The sequence below is a fragment of the Desulfomonile tiedjei genome (assembly GCA_016212925.1).
Lineage (GTDB): Bacteria > Desulfobacterota > Desulfomonilia > Desulfomonilales > Desulfomonilaceae > JACRDF01.
Window position 1 is genome coordinate 31,440 of the sequence record JACRDF010000047.1, and the last position, 19,473, is coordinate 50,912.

The window sequence follows — 19,473 nt, forward strand, 5'->3', positions numbered from 1 at the left end:
TATCTCGGAACTCAAATGCTTAGGCGTGCCGTGAAGTCATACCAATTGCTACAATTCTTGATCTTTTCCACAGCCCTGGCTCTGAGAGAACCCGTGGTGGCCATAGCTACCCCGGGCCGCGATCCGGGTTCCTTGCCGCCCCGAGCTAGTTGATTTGTAACCGAAAACTGTGCCGGCACGGAGGCCGGCACCCACCAACTTCCAAGAGGCACTTCTAACAATCGGACACTATTGTTGCCACTTGCTATAGCCTCACGCCAGTGCCGATTCACCTGCGCGCTCCCACCCAACCTAAGCGAACGATTACCCTTTCGCTATGACTTCAATTTTTCCACACGGAGGCCGAACCGGTCTATTGCGGCCGGCATTAGCTGCGCTCCGGCTTCTCTGAGCGCCTTTTCCACCGCATCGCGGCGCTCAGGGGGGGCGAGAGTGATCATGCACCCCCCGCCACCCGCTCCGCAGATCTTACTCGCCAGGGCCCCGGCATCCTTCGCTGCCCTGATGAAAGCCTCAATCCCGGGAGTACTGATACCAGGCGCCAGTGTCTTCCTTATTTCCCATTCACGCTGCACGAGTTTCGGCAGATCTTCATACTCACAGGAGAGGACAGCGCCACTCAGCTCGCGAGCCACCTCTCTGATTTGAATTAGTTTTTCTCTTACTGACCCTCTATCGTCTATAAATGCTTTTGTGATTTCCCAGTTGTTCATTCCGGAGAACCGGCCCTGGCCTGTGTAGGACAGCACGAGCCTTGCCTTCAGCCATTCGCTAAATCCGGACTCGTCCGGAGAAGGCCTGCGGGCAAATCCGCGGTACCCGAAATCAATGAGAGAAATGCCCCCCATTGCTGCCGCAATGTGGTCCTGTTTTCCCGTGGGGACACCTATTTGGGCCGCTTCGATGTTGGCCGCAAGGTCTATTATGCCGAGGCGGCTCTCTTCAACGCGCCCCCATTGCATGAGCCCTGCAAGCAAGGCGACCAGAAGAGCACTGGACGCTCCCAGACCCGAACCTGCCGGAGCCTGGTTGGCGGTAATAATCTCCACACCCTCTTCCGGTGGCAAGGCCCTCACGGCCCTGTTTATCAAACCGAGAGGGCCGTCCAGCGGAAGACCATCCGCTCCATGAGCCTCCAGGCTTGCCTTCAAATCTTCGGAAACGATCCTGATGCCATTATTGTCTAGGCCTCTAATCGTCACCGAACTATACAGCGTTATGGCCGCGTTGACCGTGCACCCACCTTCCATGAACAGGTATAGCGGGTACAAATCCGTGGTGCCCCCGGCCAAGTCGATCCGGTTGGGAGCGCTAACTCTGATTTCCATCCTTAGTACCCTAGGTCTTCGTCCAGAATCAGCACTGTAATCTTGGTCATCACCGGACGCTTATGTATGATGCTGGTGATCCTGCATATCCTTTCGGGAGAATCACAATCCATACAGTAGCCTGTCTTCACACAGGGTGTTTTTCTGTTGAGGCTCATGGCCCGAATGGGGGCAGCGACCTCTTCGATGCGCGCAATGGCCGCGTCAAGGTCCGAAACAATCTTGTTCCTTCCCGCTACGAGCACAACTTTACCGGGCCCGAAGGTCATGGCGTTGATACGGTTGCCGCAGCCGTCCCTATTGACAATCTGCCCGGTCATGGTGAGCGCGTTGACCGAGGAAAGGAACAAATCCGCCCGCGATTGATCTTTCCGGCACTGGAGTTCTTCAGGGGTCCCCAGTTTGAACTTCCAATGGTCGTACATCGTCTTTCCCGACTGCTCGAGTTTGGGAATTACGCCGAGCGCCCTTACGGTATGCGTTCCGGCCACACCCACGGACTGACAATCCTCAGCCAATTCCAGGATGTATTTCGCCGCTTCTTCCTTCGATGGAAAGACCAGGGCTTCGAAGCCGTTCTTCTTCAAAGCCTCCAAAGTGGTATCCAATATTATCTTTCGATGGGCCCGCACAAATTCGTCCATGAACTCCTCCTTGTCTAAAACTTTCTTTCAATCCTATTTTGCTTGTTTTGCTTGCGACTGAGTCGTACCCGAATCATGCCTATGCGGGCACCATTCCACAGGTTGGGTGCCCTTAAGAAAAGGCTCTCGGATGATCTTCGGACACACAGACGTAGAACGCAGGCCGGACTGAACACAGATTTTTCTGAAAACCACGTCAGAAGGGGCCTCGGGAGAAACGTCAGGTGTCGTCTCCGGACTCGGCAACAGACTGGAATTCAGCTTTCTAATAGCCGAGGCCCTTCCGTTGCCGCCGGGGACTCGGATCAACAGTAAGGCGTCCGCTCGATATGCGACGCTCCACACTCCAGCCTCGTCACGTACCGATAACAACGAATGGTAAGCAGCGCTCCTGTCCTCTCCCCGACCTTTGACTGTAACGGCGTCAACGCCTTTCATGAGATGGTTGACCAGAAATAATATGGCCGGATTGACTGAAACACTCTTTGGCCCTGCATCGCTTGACGGCGCCCCCCCGACCACGCGTATTCCCGGACCGATAGTCAGGGCAGTACCCAATCTTGCCATCAGACTGTAGCCTTGCGCCAACTCCATGGGGGTGTAGGCTTGGACGCGAACGCCATGATCCGAGGTAGATCGAGCCCCAACCCCAAACTCCTTTAGAACAGACAAGATCGCTTCCTGCGGCAACGCGGCCACGAGTCTTTGCGTCAAGAAGGACTTCTCACTGGTGAAAGCCTGCCTGAAGGTCATGGCTCCAGTCTCCCGGTTCGGAACAAAAACCTGAGACGTGAGAGTGAATCTCGGTTCGTCTTGTTTGTCGGGAATCAGAGCGGGAATGGTTATTACAGGCAAAAGGGCCTCCAAATTGTCGCCGGCGCCAGACCACTTTCCCGGCCCTGGAGCAATAAAAGCTTTGAGTTCACCTTTCGCCGGGTTCGCAAGAATGAGGTGAACCTGAGGGCCTGCGTCACCAAAAAACCTCAAATTCGATTCAGCCCTCGCCTGAAGCAAAGGGTCCAAAGAGGTGAGAACGTCCTGACGAAGAGAGGAAAGATCGCTTCCAGGCAAATCCCGGGGAAGTTGCTCCTTTGCCATGTCGAGCAAGGCTGCGGCTTTCACCGCGGCGGGGCCGGGTTTCCGCATCTTGACAGGGCTGTCCAAGGCTTCCTCGTACGTGTCTCGAGATATCCGTCCTGTTTTGAACATAAGGCCGAGGACCATGTTCCTTCTGCTAAGAGCCCTTTCCGGGTGGCGGTACGGATTAATTACGTTTGGTGCGCGGATCAAGGCTGCGAGCAGAGCGCACTCGCCGGGTTCAAGTTCCCCAAGGTCCTTTCCAAAGAAATGCCTGGTAGCCTCAGCGACCCCTCTGACCGGATATGCCCCCCAATGTCCGAAGTATACTCGGTTAGCATAGGCCTGTAGTATGGTCTTCTTGCTGTAAAGGGCGTCGGCTATGACGGCCAGAGCCATTTCGTTAACTTTACGGCCAAGCGTCTTGTCCGGGGAAAGCAGGGTCATCCTGATCAATTGCTGTGGAATGGTGCTTCCGCCTTGAACGTAACGTCCGGCCCTCAAATTGGTCCTCAATGCTTGTCCTATGGAGTCGATATCAATGCCGCAGTGAGTGAAAAATCGGGTATCCTCGGTGAGAAGAATCGCGTCTATCAGAAGGGAAGGGATTTTTTCCAGAGGGACAGGGCGGCACAATTCGGGTGGTTGTCCTGGTGGCGGAACAACAGCGAGAAGCTCCGGTTCAACAGTGATTTCAGCTACTTCTTCCAGGGACTGCATCACCCTGATGGAACTGATTCTGCGCCAATCCAGAGAAATGGTAACGGGCCCGGTTAATACGCCCTGACGTGACAAAGGCGAATGCCTCAAAAAAATAGTCAAAGCGGAGCCCGACCGACTCCACTGCCCCGGCTCCGCGACTGCGCTGGGGCTCTCGGTGTAGCCTAACCTGCCCAAGCGTTCCAACAGGGCGACTGTCTCGACATCATCGCCGGTCTTAAAGGAGTGGGGGGCTGCATGAATATATATGGGCCATTTGCGAAGCTTGAACTCGAAGGACCAGATTATCAAGCCGACCAGGACCAACGCATAGCATCCGGCAAGAACCATTACGATCTGGGCCACTCTTTTGAGAACTATCAAAAATCGTTTCGGCTTTGAATCCACCTGGTCTCTCTGCCAGCCCTGAGGATTGCTGCGAACCCGAAGCGTGCCGTCTCCGTCTCGCATCTGCCGTGGGAACTATAACAAACCTTGAAAAGAATCAACACCGGCACGGCAGCCCGACCGAGCGATAGGGTGCGCGTTCATACGATGAAGGGACCTCGCCGTACCGGAGGAAAATGCGCCCATGGAACGCGAATTCGTATGAGGAGGCCGCGCATGAACAAGCTAAGGCCGGCGGACCGGCACAGATGAACCAAGGGTGCTCTTTAGACTGGCCGCCAGGGCTGCCCCAACTTCGGGCCATGATCGGAAGAGGCCGGGCATAAGACGGTCAGTTGCGGCTCATCAGGTATGTCACGGCGCGGTCCAGCCCATCCAGTGTAAGTTCAAACATTTGAAAAATTTGGCCTATTACTCCTATGGTCCTCGTCATGGGCCACAAACGAGAGGGGGTCGGATTGAGCCAGGCCGAATGAGCGAACAGTTTGCGGAGCAGGTGAAGCCGATCGACGCTAGGCAGGCCGCTGCGCTCTTCTATGTGGATCGAGCCGTCGGTCGCCATCAGTTCATAAGGTGCCATGCTTGCGTCACCGAGGATAATGAGCCTCGAATCCGGATCCCAGCTTGCAAAGTCTTCGACGCGTTGCGGCTTGTATCTTCTGGGTGCGTCTTCCCAAACAAAGTCGTAGATTGTGTTGTGGAAATAGAAAGTCTTCAAGTCCTTAAACTGCGATCTGGAATAGTTGAACAGCGTCTGAACCACGTCTATGTATGGGTCCATGGACCATCCCCCGTTGTCTATCATGAGGATGATCTTCAGTCTGTCACGGAGGCTTCTATCGAAGACGATTTCGATTTCTCCCGCATTCCTGGTGGTAGCCCTTATGGTCTCGTCCACGTTGACCCAGTCCTTGGGGCCGACTGGAATCATCCTGCGGAGCCTCTTGAGCGCCTCCCCCATTTGGGCTTGGGTCAGGGGCCCTTCGATTGAATAATCCCTGTAACGGCGGTCCATGGCAACTTTGATGGCGGATCGGTTCATGGAACGGCCTCCCACTCGCATCCCGCCGGGATGAAATCCTGAATGGCCTACCGGCGAGGTCCCGCGGGTACCGATCCAGCGACTGCCGCCATGATGTTCTTCGGTCTGTTCCTTGAGTCTGTCCAGGAAATATTTGATCAGATCTTCCGGCGACATGCCCTTCAATTCTTCTTGGCTGATCCCGAGGGCCTGAGCCAGGGCTTCCGGGTCCTTGAGCCACTCCTCCAGCATCTCCCGGGCCGCGTCGGCCAGGTCGATGCCTTGGAAGTCGGGAAGTTCCGCACCGTGGAAAAAGTGAGCGAAAACGCGGTCGTAGATGTCGAAATATCGTTCGCTCTTAACCAGGATGGTCCGGGCCGCCGTGTAGAAGTCACCCAACCCCGTAACCAGCCCGACCTTCAAAGCCTGCTGCAAGCGAAGGAATGACGTGGGGGAGACGGGAATCCCGGAATCCCGGAGTTTGTAAAAGAAATCAACGAACATCGCAATCCCCGCGATCCTACGGTCAACCGCGCACGCGCCGGCTCTGCATGACCGCCTGCTGATAATCGGAGCTTTTTTTGAAAAGTATTCCCAGGAACGGGATCTTCCCCATTACCAGATCTTTGGAGGCAAAATCGGGGTCCTGCCGAAGCGCTCTGACCCAGTTGATCAGCTCTCGGGTAGCCGGCTTTTTTTCTATTCCTTGGAATTCGCGCAAGCGGTAAAAAGTCTTGACGCAGGTGTCCAGGATATCTCGATCAAGGTCCGGAAAATGGACGCGGATGATGTCCCGCATCATGCCCGGTTCGGGAAAGGCGATATGGTGAAAATTACACCGGCCCAGGAAGGGGTCCGAAAGGTCCTTCTTGGCATTCGAGGTTATGATGATTACAGGCCGCACCTTGGCTTTTATGGTCTTGTCTATTTCCATTATGTCGAATTCCATCTGGTCCAGCACATCGAGCATGTCGTCTTGAAAATCGGTATCAGCTTTGTCGATCTCGTCTATGAGCAGCACGACCTTCTCCTCGCAGACGAATGACTGGCCTATCTTCCCCATCTTTATATAATCCTCAATATTGCTTACGTCGCGTTCTGAATCGCCGAACCGGCTGTCATTGAGGCGGGTAAGCGTGTCGTACTGGTACAGCGCTTCTACAAGTTTCAGACTCGACTTCACGTTGAGTACGAGAAGAGACATGTTCAAGCTTTCGGCAATGGCGTGGGCCAGCATGGTCTTACCTGTTCCCGGCTCCCCCTTAAGCAGGAGAGGCATCTCCAGGGAAATCGAGATATTGACGATCTTGGCAAGCTCTTCGTCCAAGACGTATTTGGAGGCGCCTGCAAAAACGGGTTTCATCACGTGATCAGACATAAAATGTCGCTCCTCTTTTTTTTTGAACAGCCGGGATTCGACAATCCTTTTCAACGCAACGGGAAAAAATCTTCGCATGTGGTGAACTACCCATCCCGTAGGGGTCCGAATCCTCGAAACATACTGCAAACTACTTTAATAACCGGGCTGCGGAGCCGAGTCAATCCCCTTTCAACGAAACCGTTGCGCACCCGCACGCACACTCTCTTCTGAGGGGTGAGGAGCAGGGACGGCCTTGTAAGGGTAGGGCCAGACCTCCCGAAGCCGGCGGGGACGGCCTCGTAGGAAATGGCCGCTAGGCCCCGTCCCGGTACCCGGGTCAAGGGAGGCCAACCGGGTCCCCGGCGCGCCAAAACAGGCCACACGGCCAACTTAACGCGCTGTTGCCGCGGTTCACCGCGATTTTTAGCTTGACAACCAATTTTAATGATGGCTATCTTACTCGTCAAATGAAGGCGGCAGTTTGTCCCCGACGTTGACCGTTACGCAGGACAAAAAAAGGTTGACATCGGGGGTTATTTCTGCAATAAACTTTAATCACATCCGTAGCCATATTTTTTTGGAGGCAATCCAAATCTGGTTTGTAAGCTTCCTTTGAAAAGGATTTATGAAAGGAGGATGAGGGTATGGTAAAGAGGACTTTTGTTGTTCTCGGTGTTTTGTCACTGATGTTAATGGCGGCAGGGACGTCCTTCGCCATGTTCGGTTGGGGCGGCGGCTGCGGCGCCGATTGCGGCCCCATGTATGTTCCTGTTGATTGTCCCCCGGTTCCCGGATTCAAAACAATAGTCAAAACTTGGGAAGCCAAGATCGAAGGGCCTTGCCCGGCCCCTATGGCGTGCGGCCCGGCAGCCTGTGGCGATAAGAAATGGGGCCCCGGCCTTATTTGCTCGCTGGTGGCGGCCATTGCTACCCCCATGGACTGGATCTTTGGTGGCTGCGACGGCGTTTACGGCTGCTTCCCCGGCTTCGGCGGCGGCGGCTGCGGCGCGGGCGGTGACTGTGGCCCCTGCTTTGGACCGCTTCCTTGCGCGTTGGCGGCAGTGCCCATGGTTCTTGGTGCGCCCAGCACGATGTTCGAGCAACTCTGGTAATTTGCCCGGTCCGGAGACCGCACGATTCGGTACTGAAAATAGGGACCGGGCTCCTTCAGTTCGGTCCTTTTCACATCCGACAACGAGGCATGAAAACGCGGTCATCCACGGGTAGTGTCGACGAAAAAGAGCTTGACAAAAGCGTGTTTTTCAGATAAATAACGCAATATCAGATTGTGTTATAAATAGAATATCCGTTAGTTTCCGGTTTTATGAACTGGAAGGTCTTGACTGAAAGGAGGATGAGGGTATGGTTAAGAAATCCGCTGTAATTCTTGGAATCCTTGCTATAATGGTGCTAAGCGTGGGGATATCCTGGGGTTACACCGTAGCAAAATGGCCTGTGCCTGGTATTCCCAACACGGTCTACTGTGGTGGCCCTTCCTGTCTGCCTGGTTGCCCGGATGATTACATGCTGAAAGGCCCCGTGGCCCCCGGCTGTGAGTGCGCGTTGATACCTGGCGTCATCCATGCGGCCTTGAGCATTCCTTACAGGGCTCTCGCGTTGCCTTTGACTCCGGCCTTTACCGGGCAGTTCTGCCCCCAGGGATGCTGCCCTGTGGATCTCGGGGAGCCCGCGTATGTGACAGCGGCTGTTCCGTGCACCCCTGTCAACATTTATGTGCCGCCCAAAGGCTGGTAACTCAACAGACTGAAGTGAATACTTGATGCCTATAAAGGCCGGGCGTGCTTACTCCCGGCCTTTGGCGCGTTCTCGCGGCCCGACGCGATCAATAGAAGGCACCGCGCAAGAATGCGGCCCCTCGGATGATAACCAACCTGACCGCTCACCTTTGGCCGATTATTGCGCCGGCTAAATCCACATACCCTTAAAGCCTTAACGACAAACCGGCCCGCTTGGCACTTGGAAGTCGTGAAAACGCGTCCCTCGCCCTCCGGGGGCCTGGCGCGCCAAGACATGAAACGTTACGACTGTTAGGCAATTCCAGCGAAGCCTATCCCAACCCCCATGCCTAAACTTGCCAACAACGAATAGTGGAAATATGTCGCGGACTTGATACCGCGGACGTCGCAAGCTCATCCGCGCATGGACGCTCCTGGCGCGTCGGCGACACCATATGGAGGCTGGGTAGTGGGTCAGTTTGAATTTTCGGATTCGGTGGATGCGGCCCCACCGTCATCGCGGCGGAAGCCGGGGTGGCGGGTGGTGAATATAACAAGTGTCAAAAATAATGTCTGATGGCGCAAAGCGGTTCCGGGAAAGTAGTAGGTGCCGGCCTCCGTGCCGGCACATTTTGCCAATATAAATCAATCACGCCCCTGGCGTGACAGGGACGCCGGTCCCCACTGATTTTCTAGGAGTTCGGGTTGTACAAACGGTCAAGAATTGTGGCAAGTGGTATAAGCCATTACTTCTGGCAAACACTATGGGTGCCACTGACCTAGTGTCCAGGCCGGTGGGGCTTTTGCTGCGGAGTTATCTCCGCGGTTTGAAAGCGAGGTATGGCAAGAGCCAAGAACAGCTCTGCATCAGGCGATGGACCTTCGCTGACGGCAGGCAGGGGAGTGTCAAAACGGAGGCCTCAGCGGCTTTGTTGGGCGGGTTTGCGGTCGACGGCAGGGGCCTTTTTAAGCCGGCCTTCTTTGGGCAGGAAGAAAATGAACGCGCACACGGCTGCGCTCACGAACATGACAAGCCCCCCGATCAAGAACATGAATGCCAGTCCCTGGAGATTTGCAACCCATCCCCAGGCGAGGACTGAAACATTGATGCCTATGCCGAAGGATCCTGTGTACAGGGCAACAACAACGGCGCGGTTGTCTTGGTTCGCTCGGTCTACCATTCTGGCCATCATGGTCGGATAGGACAAACCCTGTACCACACCGAACAGAACGCCCAGGAGCACGGTCTCCGAAACTGAATCAATCTGCGAGGTTGACCCCAGCATCACCCCGAAACCAAGCAAACAGGCGATAATTATCTTTTCTCTGTTCGCTCGATCCGTGACCTGACCGAAAAAAACCCGTATGGCAATAAGGCTGCAGCCATAAGCAACGAAGAATATTCCAGCCTGCAACCCCAGAGAATTGGCGTAAAGAGGAAAGAAGGTGTTCATGGCCGCGAAACCGGACCCGAAGATCGCCGCCATGGTCATCATGGCGAGATGGCCGTCCTGACGTGCTGTAGGAAAGAACCCGGCAAGCGAGGTGCCCGCGGGCCTGCGGTCCGAATCCTTGACCATAAGAGCCAACAGAAATCCCAATAGCCCAAAGCCGGCTAAAAGCAGGAAATATGCGTCAAATCCCCAGGTCAGGTGAACCTTCTCGCCAAGATAAGGGCCCACCGCCACTGCAAGCGATCCTGACACTCCAAAGAGACCTATGCCTTGCGCCCTCCTCTCGGGGGGAACCAGGTCGATCGCCGCTGTCGCACAACCGTTAAAGCAAGCGGCAAAAGCGACCCCCTGGATCAGCCGGACAACGATCATCAAGGGGGAATAGCTTTGGAAGAACAAGAATGCCAGGTTCGTGAGGCCTATCAGGAGGATTCCCCCAACAATAAAAAGCCGCCTTCCGTAACGGTCGATCAGTGGCGCCACAAGTGGTAGGGAGCCTAACGAACTAATTCCAATGGAGCCCATCACCAAGCCCACATCGATATTGTTCCCTCCCAACTTAACGATGAACACCGGTAGAAAGCACCAGGTGGCGACCACGAGAAACAGACAACAATTGGTAGCAGTTATCAACAGGAATTGGGCATTCAACAAACCGGGCATTACCGAAACTCTCCATTACCTCCGCTGGCGCCATTACTAAAAGGTGACAGCAATTCCTAAGACCGGGAGCATACCATCTTGACGCTCATTTTCACAACAGGGATCAGATCAGCAGTTTCAACGCGGTGACCGCAGACCAAGAGCGCGGCGACCGCCATTAACATTTACATGACACATCAAGCCGAATATGGTTCGCGCGTTCCAGGAAAATTCATTCCTCGCTCCAACCGCCGATCTTTGAACGGCAGGCGTCGAGGGGGTCTGCTGCCTGGAGGAACATATTCTGCCGGCGGAGAGGCGGGACCTTCCAAATTGGAGGGAGCCTGATCGTCATCAGACTTAGGACGAACCGAACCGCTGTCCGGCACGTCCTCTTCGAGAATCTTTGGGCTTTCGGCCGGGACCTTTCTTTCCGGAAGAATTGTGGAGCAGCCTGAAATCCACAGTAGAACCGTTGCCAGCATTATCGAACGGACCAACCAAGTAAACATGAAGACTTCCCCTTGCACTGTCTTTGTGCGGGATGGACAAGGCATGAGCGATATACAGGCTCCTAATCTTTTCGTCATTCTCGAGTGTGGGGGACGCGCCCCGGCTCCGTTGAGAACACCTGAGCAGCATACACAATTCTGTTAGCGCATGGGGTGACGCCTATCCCAACGTAAGTAAACCGGGGATCAAGGATGTTCTTCCGATGTTGAGCGCTGTTCATCCAGCCCTTTACTATTTCCCTCGCCCACAATCGAGGCTCTGCCGCCACTGTTCGGAACGCTATGTTTTCTCCTCCGGAAGTGACGCCGACTATTTTCAACCTTCCGGCAAACTTTTGCCAACCTTCCGGGAACTTGTCCGATTCATGCTGCAACTTCCGAAGTTCGCACATGTTGGCGCTATGGGTGCTGGCCAAGAATTGAAGACCGCTGCCCATCATTAAGGGCGCGAGTTTGCGTTGCCGCCGTTCTTCATTAGTATACCTCAGAACCTCCCGTTGCATCGTCAAAATCGGCTCTTTAGCCGCCGAATTGGTCGCTTCTTTCTTATGTTTCTTCTCGAACTGGTTGCCCTGTTCCTTTGCAGGAGTATAATTTCCCGTGCACAAGATGCCCAATGCCAAAATGAGAAAGATCTTCACCTTCACAGTCACTATTCTACCATGCACACGGATTTAACGCCCGTGCGATCCTGATCCATTATGGAATTTCTCAGTGAGCCGCTAACCTCTCAAGTAATCGCGAGCGGCAATTGATAGCACAATATGAATTAATTGAGCCAAAATAGTCTAGCCCAAATTACATTTATTTCGCAATTTCCAATTGATATGTCTTTAAGGCAAGCTTATACTTGCCGGCGACGCTCTCGAAACAACCGTCACGGACCAGATCCCATCGAGCATTTTGTGGCCGGAGGGCATGTCCGAGCCAGGTCCGAAAATCCTTGCCGGGGGCCTCATAAGGTTCGGCTGATCGCCCATAGGCAAGCGGAATTCCATCCAGGTTAACAGTAGACGCTTGGAGGTCTAATTGCAGCCGGAAAATGATGATCAGCACCGAACCGTGTTGAAATGAGCGGCCTGATACCAATCCATTTGCACATGTATGAAGTTCCGCAACCGGTTCACGGGCGGTCCCTGGGGATCTCCTCCGGCACGAACGCCACGTTTGCGGGTCGGCCACTCGGGCTTTGGGCTCCCACCGGCGATCTTCAGGGTTTGAAAACCAAATCGTATCAGATCCTCCCTGCACTTTGGACGGCAATCCGGTTTTCGGTTCTCGTCCTCTTCGCTATCCTGATCCTGAACGGAAAAGCTGCATCAGCTCAGTCAAGAGGCAAGGATGCTCGAATCTCTTTGCTAATAGCGACCGGGATGCCTGGGGGAACGTACTACCAGGTGGGGCTCGGAATGGCTTCGTTGTGGACGACAAAGTTGCGAAAAATGGGAATAAGGGTTTCAGCGGCCATTTCGGAAGGCTCAAAGGAAAACATTGAAGCAATACGCATCGCAGACGCGGATTTGATCCTGGTAGAGCACCTTTTTTGTTCTATGGCATTCAACGGGACGGGCCTTTACCGGGGGCAGCCGTTAACCGAGCTGCGTAGCATCACAACTCTCTGGCCTGATACCGTCCAGTTGCTGATACGTTCCGACAAACTGGCGACTGGCAAGCTCAACGACCTTGAAGGATTGAGCCTTGCCATCGGGCTCCCTGATAGCGGCAGCAGATTTACGACCGAGATGTTGCTAGCGACTCTAAAAGAGGGAAAACAGAGGATCAGCCTGCGGTCCATGAGTCCCATGGCCGGCGCCGAGGCGCTCAGGAACGGTACGGTTCAGGCCATGGACGCGACAGGCGGGGTCCCGGTCCCGCTTGTGGAATCCCTTCTGGAAGATCGCAAGCCCCCGCTGGGGTTCCTTGCCATCACCGATGAACAAATGGAAGCGGTGCGCCAGGACGGATGGAAAGAGGTTTTTCGCTCAATTATTCGGGCAGGAACGTACCCCGGCCAGTCGGAAGACGTCAACACAATTGGTCAGATGAATCTTCTGGCCGTGGCGTCCTCTGTCAATTCAGAGGTGGTCTATGCCCTGACAAAGAGCCTTTTTGAGAATCTGGAGTATCTCGCCAAGGTTCATCCGGCCTGTCGCAGCATAAGCATACAAGGGGCTTTACAAGGGCTCGATCTCCCTCTTCACAAGGGTGCGGTTCGGTACTATAGGGAGCGAAAAATCAAGATCCCTGAACACCTTATCCGTTAAAAGAACGGACCGGTCGAGGCAAAATCGTTGCGTCGCGGATGAGGGCCTCGAATCCGCTAAGATCGTGGTATACTAAGGCCCATTGAAAGTGACACTTCACTGGATTGCCTCGTGTCCGGGTAAGAGCGTCCCCCGCCATCAGGGGATTGCGCCCTTAACAGCGTATCTGGGCGGCATTTTGGCCTCAATTTCAATGCCTTTTCGTACAGAGTCCCAGTGACGATCATACAATTTTCGCAACAAGAGGGATTTAACGCCCTAACAACATCGTAAATAGGCCGAGGAGGTTTTTTCATGAAGGAAGCTGTGATTATAGATGCCGTTCGCACACCGGTGGGGTCCTTTGGCGGCGCCTTGTCAGGAATCCCCGCAGTGGAGCTTGGCACTATAGTTGTGAAGGAACTGATCAAGAGAACCGGGATCAGCGCGGATCAAGTGGATGAACTCATTTTCGGATGCGTGTTGCAGGCCGGCCAGGGCCAAAACGTCGCCCGCCAGGTGCTCATTCGGTCGGGAATTCCGCAAGAAGTCCCTGCCATGACAATCAACAAAGTCTGCGCATCCGGCTTGCGAACGGTTTCCCTGGCTGCTCAGATCATCAAAGCGGGTGATGCGGACGTTATCATAGCCGGCGGCACGGAGAATATGTCCGCAACGCCATATGCCTTATCTAAGGCACGCTGGGGCGCCCGGATGAATGACGACACCCTGCTGGACCTGATGATTCACGATGGGCTCTGGGAAATCTTCAACAACTATCATATGGGAGTGACTGCGGAAAACGTTGCCGAACAATACAACCTGTCACGGAGCAACCAGGATGACCTTGGTCTTTTGAGCCAGCAGCGGGCCGAGAAGGCCATCAAAGAGGGACGCTTCAAAGACGAGATAGTGCCTGTCACCATCCCGCAACGCAAAGGAGACCCCAAAATCTTCGACACGGATGAGCATCCGCGGCTCGGCACCACTCAGGAAACTCTCACCAAGCTCAAACCGGCATTCAAGAAGGATGGGTCTGTGACGGCCGGCAATGCATCGGGGATCAATGACGGCGCGGCCGCTATTCTCGTTATGTCCGCGGACAAGGCAAACGAACTGGGTCTCAAGCCGATGGTCAAGGTAGTCTCTTACGCGTCGGCCGGAGTAGACCCCAAAGTCATGGGGCTGGGGCCCATCCCGGCCACAAGGAAAGCTTTGGACAAGGCCGGTCTGACCCTAAACGACATCGACCTCATCGAAGCCAACGAGGCCTTTGCCGCTCAAACATGCGCCGTGGCCAAGGACCTCGGGTTCGACATGGAAAAGGTGAATGTCAACGGTGGGGCCATAGCCCTGGGGCATCCCATAGGCGCTTCGGGGGCCAGAATATTTACCACCCTGCTCCATGAGATGAAGAAACGCCCGAATGTGAAACGCGGACTGGCCACGCTCTGCGTGGGCGGCGGCATGGGCGCGGCGTTGATAGTGGAGAAGGTGTAGTAAACAGATGCGAGAACGAGGAATTTGCGGGGAGGCCCTTTTTGTAAAAAGGGCCTCCCCGCACCCCTCCCCAAAAACTTCTGTATTCTTGCCGTAAATGGGAGCTTCCGCTAGCAGCGGAAGCTCCCATTTATGGCACGGTACACCGGGTCCTCGAAGCGGCCATGGGGGAAGCCCCGGCGGAGAGAGGCTTTGCCGGCTTTCTTCCGAAGGTCATCACCAGATTTGGGAAATGACGGCCTTGCGACACTGCGCACAGATTGAAGAGTGGGGCTGTGCCCAGTATCCATGAGCAAGGTGCTTGAGCGTGCACACAGACATATGTCATGCAAATGCTCCTTATTGAACTTCCTTGCACAGATTATTCAAAGGCTCTTGAAATCCAGCGCGGCCTGGTTGAAAAAAAGATCTCCCAGGGCGGGCCTGACGTCCTGCTGATCCTGGAGCACCCGCCCACCGTGACCCTTGGGACTCGAGGAGATGAGTCTCATCTGCTGGTTTCGGCCGACGCTCTTGGCCAACGGGGGGTCGAACTGTTCAAGACCGATCGCGGAGGGGAAGCGACCTACCACGGCCCGGGCCAACTGGTCTGCTATCCTATTGTGGATTTGCGAAGACTCAAGCTATCGGTGAGAGATTACGTCCGATATCTGGAAGAAACCATCATAAGATGCCTGGCAGCCTTTGGAGTGGAAGGATTTAGGCAACCCGGAAAGGTAGGCGTATGGGTGGGGCCTATGGAGAAAATAGCCTCCATCGGTGTAAGAATACAAAGGCGCATGACTTCCCACGGACTCAGCATCAATATTGACCTTCCGCTAGATCCGTGCGAACTGATTGTGTCTTGCGGAATGCCCGATGTAGGGATGGTAAGCCTGAATCAACTTATGTCCCCCGCAGTGGAGATCGGGGAGGTTCGGAAGGCAATAGCCTCCGCATTCTCAGATGTGTTTGCAGTCAGCCTCGAATCGAGTTCCCTCGAAGAAGCCATGAAATAACAGCCAATGGCCGTACCGTTCAACTATAGCTGGAGAAACCTGTGGACAAGGCGATTCACCACCATGCTCACCGCTGGCGGCATGGCCTTGGTGACCTTTGTTTTTGCGGCTGTCTTAATGCTGGCGCAAGGGCTGGAGCAAACCCTGGTGGACACCGGATCTCCTGACAACGCCGTGGTTCTGAGAGCCGCAGCGGAAACAGAAGTCTCCAGTGTGATCGACCGCTTGCCCGCGGATATCATTGTGGTCCAGCCGCAAGTGGCTCAGACGGCCGCGGGAGATCCCATCGCTTCGAAAGAAACACTGGTACTGGTTACGTTGCCCAAAAAGGATGCCAACAAACCCGCCAACGTGGTGATTCGGGGTATCGGTCCGCAGGGCATGAACCTAAGGCCGCAGGTCAAGTTGATTGCAGGAAGAAACATACGTCCAGGCACCCAGGAAGTGATAGCCGGAAAGAGCATCGCGGAGAGAATCCAAGGGGCGTCTCTTGGCGGCACATTGCGCTTTGCGATGACGGACTGGACCATAGTGGGGATACTTGACGCGGGCCGGACGGCTTTTGATTCGGAGCTTTGGGTCGACGTGGATCAACTGATGGCTGCTTTTCGCCGAAATCTTTTCTCAGCCATCATTATGAAGGTACCGGGGCAGGACGCGTTTAACGATCTGAAGAAGCAATTGGAAACCGATCCGCGCTTGACGGTTCAGGTAAAACGCGAAATCGAATTCTACAGGGAGCAGTCAGAAGTGATGGCCCGGTTCATCCGCATACTGGGCGTGGCCATGACGGTGTTCTTTAGCATTGGCGCGATCCTCGGTGCAATGGTAACCATGTACACCGCTGTAGCCAACCGGACCGCGGAGATAGGCACTCTCAGGGCCCTGGGATTTCCCAGGCGACATATACTGGCCGCTTTTCTGACTGAGTCGCTTTTTCTAGGCCTTATCGGAGGTGCGGCAGGAATCGGAGCCGGGTCGTTGCTGCAATTCCTTACCATTTCGACTGTTAATTGGGCAACTTTCTCGGAACTGGCCTTTGGCTTCGACCTTACCGCGTCGATTGCACTGTACGCTTTAGGATTTGCACTTGCTATGGGGTTCGTAGGCGGGATGCTCCCCTCCTGGAGGGCGTCCAGGCTGAAGATCGTGGATGCTCTCAGGGCTGAATAATGTATCGGCCCTGAATAAGTTCGGTTGTTTTCGGTCTGAATCCTACCAATGGGGCACCCAAATGGGGTGCCACTGCCGGCTTGTCCAGCAGTGCGACTCCATTCGGAAAAAACTTTTGAGAATCACTATAGAAAAAACCGTAGGAGCCTCTTCTGTCAAACGATGCCTTCTGTATTGGGTGCCACGGACCTGGGTCCTACCAGGTCCGTGCTTCCTGCCGGTTCTATCGCCACAACAACTCGGAAGATTCCTAGCTTTACCGTGCCATCGGCTCGCTTTTCAATGTGGTGTTCAATGCATGGGGCAACCTTGCTGTTTCCCAAGAAAGGCGGCACGGACCTGCCGGAGCCCAGGTCCGTGGCACCCGGGAGGCAATCCGCGAAAACCTTCGAGAACTGCTATCGACCACCATTTTTGAGAATCCATATAAGCGCTTTTGTCAAAGCCGGTTCGCTCTCCATCATCCTTGAACAGAGAATCCTTTGAACCTCAATCTGCCGTGGAGAGAGCCACTCCGGCACGCGTCTATGCACCTGGCGCAATTGGTGCACAAAAGGTCTCTGCCTTCCCGGAACGGCTTCAATCCCATAGGACAAGCCTGGGAACAAAGGTTTTCCTTGCAGCAAGGGGCTTTTGGGGTCTTGATGTCGGTCCCCACATGAAGGGTAAAACGGGTCCGAAAAAGAGAAACCAAAGCGCCCGTGGGACAAAAGAGCCTGCACCAGAAGCGCGGAAGGAAAGAAACCTCCAGGAGCATCAACAGGGCAATAAAGCCGAATTCCAGAGAAAGAGACCGCTCTTTTACAAAGATCATTGCTTCAGTGCTGGTTATTGCCGGAGCGTTGACGTAATTTAGCACCGGGATGCCAATAGCTCCGGCTATCACGGTGCCCGCAATCAGAAAACCGAACCGGCAGATGTTGGCCGGCAAGGCAACAGGCAAAGCCAGCTTCTGATCTAATTCTCTTCCAAGGACCCTCGGCACAAGAGCGCCGCGTAACCAGGCAGCGGCATCCGCGAGCAGGTGATAAGGGCACATCCAACCACACCATACGCGTCCCAACAACAATGCCAGAAACACCGGGAAGATTGCTGCCGTAAGCAGTGGTATGGTCAATTCCCCGGAAGCGAAAACGGCCTGGAAAATCACCACCGGGTCGGCGATTCCCAGACCGCCTATGTTGATTGCGTAGAAGGTTCCTGTGACCGCGTAGATCTCGTACAGATTAAGAACGGGAATCAAAAACATCACGGCGAAGACGCCTATCTGAACAATGCGGCGATAGGGCCTGTACATTAGTCCCAGCCCTCGATACCTTTAGGTGTTTCAAATGGGAATTGGAATTTGGGCGCTTCCGAGGAGCCTTGAATTTTGGATTTCATTTCCAGTAACTGCTCCCCTGTTAATGCCTGGGAGCCACTCGGTCTCTCCGTCGATAGGGTGGTTTCATGATGTTTGCGGGCCCTGCGGAAGTAGAAGCCCGCTTCGTCGGCTCGTCCGAGGCCCGCAGGGATCACATTGACCGCGCGGCGCGGTCTGGTAGGGCATCTTTCCACGCAGATTCCGCAACCCACGCAACCATCGAGAATGACCGGGAAGAGATTATCCTTCAGCGCTATCGCTTTATCCGCAAGAGGACAGACATTGTAGCAGGTGTTGCACAATGCCCCGATTTTTGTGCCGGTGTTTTCGGGCAGAACGTCATGCTCCAGGAATAGATGGCTGTAGCAGATCGTCGGGTCAATCCTCGCCTTGCCCATCGCTACATCTTCAGGGTTTTTCAGCAGCTTGTCCAAAGCGCCTGTAGGGCAGAGCCGGCAGCAAGCCATGCACAGGTAGCACGCCTTGTGTTCTGGCAAAACGTACGGAGTGCCTATGGTGGCTCCCAGTCCGGCGCGTTTAATGGAATTGTAAGGACAAACTTCCAGGCAGCGATTGCATCGTATGCAAAGCGCCATGAACCGTTTCTCGTCCACCGCGCCGGGTGGGCGGAGGCGATTTTCCCGGTAGTTGTTGGTCAAGGGATTTTCGCGTGAGCCGAATAGCCTTTGGAAAAATTCTCTTATATTGGGATTCAAGGTGTTCTTCTAGTAGAAAATCGTTCTTTTCGAAAAGCTTGGGAATCTACCTGTCAAATTTTGGCTTACGCAGCATGGTCTTGTCAATCTTGCCTGATTCGATCTTTTCGATTTCCTCTTCAAAATTGACATAAACGTGAGCAATATCTACGATTTCAGGTATGCTCTCCCGCAGCCGGTAACAAAGTTGTTCCAGGGCCTCATGATCTTCAGCTTCGAGATTTACCACCAGCTCCAATCCGGATTGTGACTTCACGTGAAAAGTCACCTCCGGGAAATCCTTCAGCCGCTCCAGCACTGTTTCATGGGAGCCAGGCTTTATCAGCAAGGCGCTTCCTGTAATGACCATAGAACCCATCTCTTATTAGATCGATTGCCAAGAATAATGTCCGTTGATCCCCAACGGCTCCCCTGCCATTACTGTTTTGCTCACCCGTCGTTCCCGCGAAAGCGGGAACCCAGGGAATCCCGCGAGACGCGGGACTGGATTCCTGCTTCCGCAGGAATGACGAACTGTCGTCCTCCCGAATCGGAAAAAGAGTTCTCACAACCAGTATAGATGCTTGCATTCCCGTCTTTGCAGAAGGGTCTCCCCGCAA

At 54.4% G+C, this 19,473-nt stretch carries 16 protein-coding genes; 6 read left to right on the forward strand and 10 right to left on the reverse strand.

Features of this window, described 5'->3' with window-relative positions:
• Positions 1–314 precede the first annotated feature (314 nt).
• From HY913_19090 to HY913_19110, 5 genes are all read right to left on the reverse strand, one after another.
• Positions 315–1,328: a GHMP kinase gene (locus HY913_19090; GenBank protein MBI4965390.1), complete on the reverse strand. Its 1,014-nt coding sequence runs from the start codon at positions 1,326–1,328 to the stop codon at positions 315–317.
• Positions 1,329–1,330: 2 nt separating this feature from the next.
• The gene (locus HY913_19095; GenBank protein MBI4965391.1) at positions 1,331–1,972 is read right to left on the reverse strand and encodes a lactate utilization protein; all 642 of its coding nucleotides are present in this window, start codon (positions 1,970–1,972) and stop codon (positions 1,331–1,333) included.
• A 33-nt stretch (positions 1,973–2,005) separates the two neighbouring features.
• Positions 2,006–4,156, reverse strand: a complete 2,151-nt coding sequence (locus HY913_19100) for a transglycosylase domain-containing protein (protein ID MBI4965392.1) — start codon at positions 4,154–4,156, stop codon at positions 2,006–2,008.
• 331 nt (positions 4,157–4,487) lie between these two features.
• The gene (locus HY913_19105; protein MBI4965393.1) at positions 4,488–5,681 is read right to left on the reverse strand and encodes a hypothetical protein; all 1,194 of its coding nucleotides are present in this window, start codon (positions 5,679–5,681) and stop codon (positions 4,488–4,490) included.
• Positions 5,682–5,703: 22 nt separating this feature from the next.
• The gene (locus HY913_19110) at positions 5,704–6,555 is read right to left on the reverse strand and encodes a MoxR family ATPase (GenBank protein ID MBI4965394.1); all 852 of its coding nucleotides are present in this window, start codon (positions 6,553–6,555) and stop codon (positions 5,704–5,706) included.
• Positions 6,556–7,181: 626 nt separating this feature from the next.
• On the opposite strand from HY913_19110, the gene HY913_19115 reads away from it, so the two are divergent.
• Both HY913_19115 and HY913_19120 read left to right on the forward strand, forming a co-directional pair.
• Positions 7,182–7,649, forward strand: a complete 468-nt coding sequence (locus HY913_19115; GenBank protein ID MBI4965395.1) for a hypothetical protein — start codon at positions 7,182–7,184, stop codon at positions 7,647–7,649.
• A gap of 250 nt (positions 7,650–7,899) precedes the next feature.
• The gene (locus HY913_19120; protein ID MBI4965396.1) at positions 7,900–8,292 is read left to right on the forward strand and encodes a hypothetical protein; all 393 of its coding nucleotides are present in this window, start codon (positions 7,900–7,902) and stop codon (positions 8,290–8,292) included.
• Between the two features lie 901 nt (positions 8,293–9,193).
• On the opposite strand, the gene HY913_19125 is transcribed toward HY913_19120, so the two are convergent.
• The gene (locus HY913_19125) at positions 9,194–10,390 is read right to left on the reverse strand and encodes an MFS transporter (GenBank protein ID MBI4965397.1); all 1,197 of its coding nucleotides are present in this window, start codon (positions 10,388–10,390) and stop codon (positions 9,194–9,196) included.
• Between the two features lie 565 nt (positions 10,391–10,955).
• The gene (locus tag HY913_19130; GenBank protein ID MBI4965398.1) at positions 10,956–11,534 is read right to left on the reverse strand and encodes a CAP domain-containing protein; all 579 of its coding nucleotides are present in this window, start codon (positions 11,532–11,534) and stop codon (positions 10,956–10,958) included.
• A gap of 417 nt (positions 11,535–11,951) precedes the next feature.
• On the opposite strand from HY913_19130, the gene HY913_19135 reads away from it, so the two are divergent.
• From HY913_19135 to HY913_19150, 4 genes are all read left to right on the forward strand, one after another.
• Complete coding sequence (locus tag HY913_19135; protein MBI4965399.1) at positions 11,952–13,145, forward strand: TAXI family TRAP transporter solute-binding subunit; 1,194 nt, start codon at positions 11,952–11,954, stop codon at positions 13,143–13,145.
• Positions 13,146–13,439: 294 nt separating this feature from the next.
• Complete coding sequence (locus HY913_19140) at positions 13,440–14,624, forward strand: acetyl-CoA C-acetyltransferase (GenBank protein ID MBI4965400.1); 1,185 nt, start codon at positions 13,440–13,442, stop codon at positions 14,622–14,624.
• Between the two features lie 326 nt (positions 14,625–14,950).
• A complete protein-coding gene (lipB, locus tag HY913_19145) occupies positions 14,951–15,622 on the forward strand; it encodes a lipoyl(octanoyl) transferase LipB (protein MBI4965401.1) in 672 nt (223 codons plus the stop codon).
• Positions 15,623–15,628: 6 nt separating this feature from the next.
• Positions 15,629–16,795, forward strand: coding sequence for an ABC transporter permease (locus HY913_19150; protein ID MBI4965402.1), 1,167 nt, complete (start codon positions 15,629–15,631; stop codon positions 16,793–16,795).
• Between the two features lie 460 nt (positions 16,796–17,255).
• On the opposite strand, the gene HY913_19155 is transcribed toward HY913_19150, so the two are convergent.
• The 3 genes from HY913_19155 to HY913_19165 all read right to left on the reverse strand — a co-directional run bounded on the left by HY913_19155 (position 17,256) and on the right by HY913_19165 (position 19,223).
• Complete coding sequence (locus HY913_19155) at positions 17,256–18,092, reverse strand: 4Fe-4S binding protein (GenBank protein MBI4965403.1); 837 nt, start codon at positions 18,090–18,092, stop codon at positions 17,256–17,258.
• Positions 18,092–18,754: a 4Fe-4S dicluster domain-containing protein gene (locus HY913_19160; protein MBI4965404.1), complete on the reverse strand. Its 663-nt coding sequence runs from the start codon at positions 18,752–18,754 to the stop codon at positions 18,092–18,094. The genes HY913_19155 and HY913_19160 overlap by 1 nt, the downstream gene beginning before the upstream one ends.
• A gap of 166 nt (positions 18,755–18,920) precedes the next feature.
• A complete protein-coding gene (locus HY913_19165) occupies positions 18,921–19,223 on the reverse strand; it encodes a chaperone NapD (protein ID MBI4965405.1) in 303 nt (100 codons plus the stop codon).
• Between the last annotated feature and the right edge of the window lie 250 nt (positions 19,224–19,473).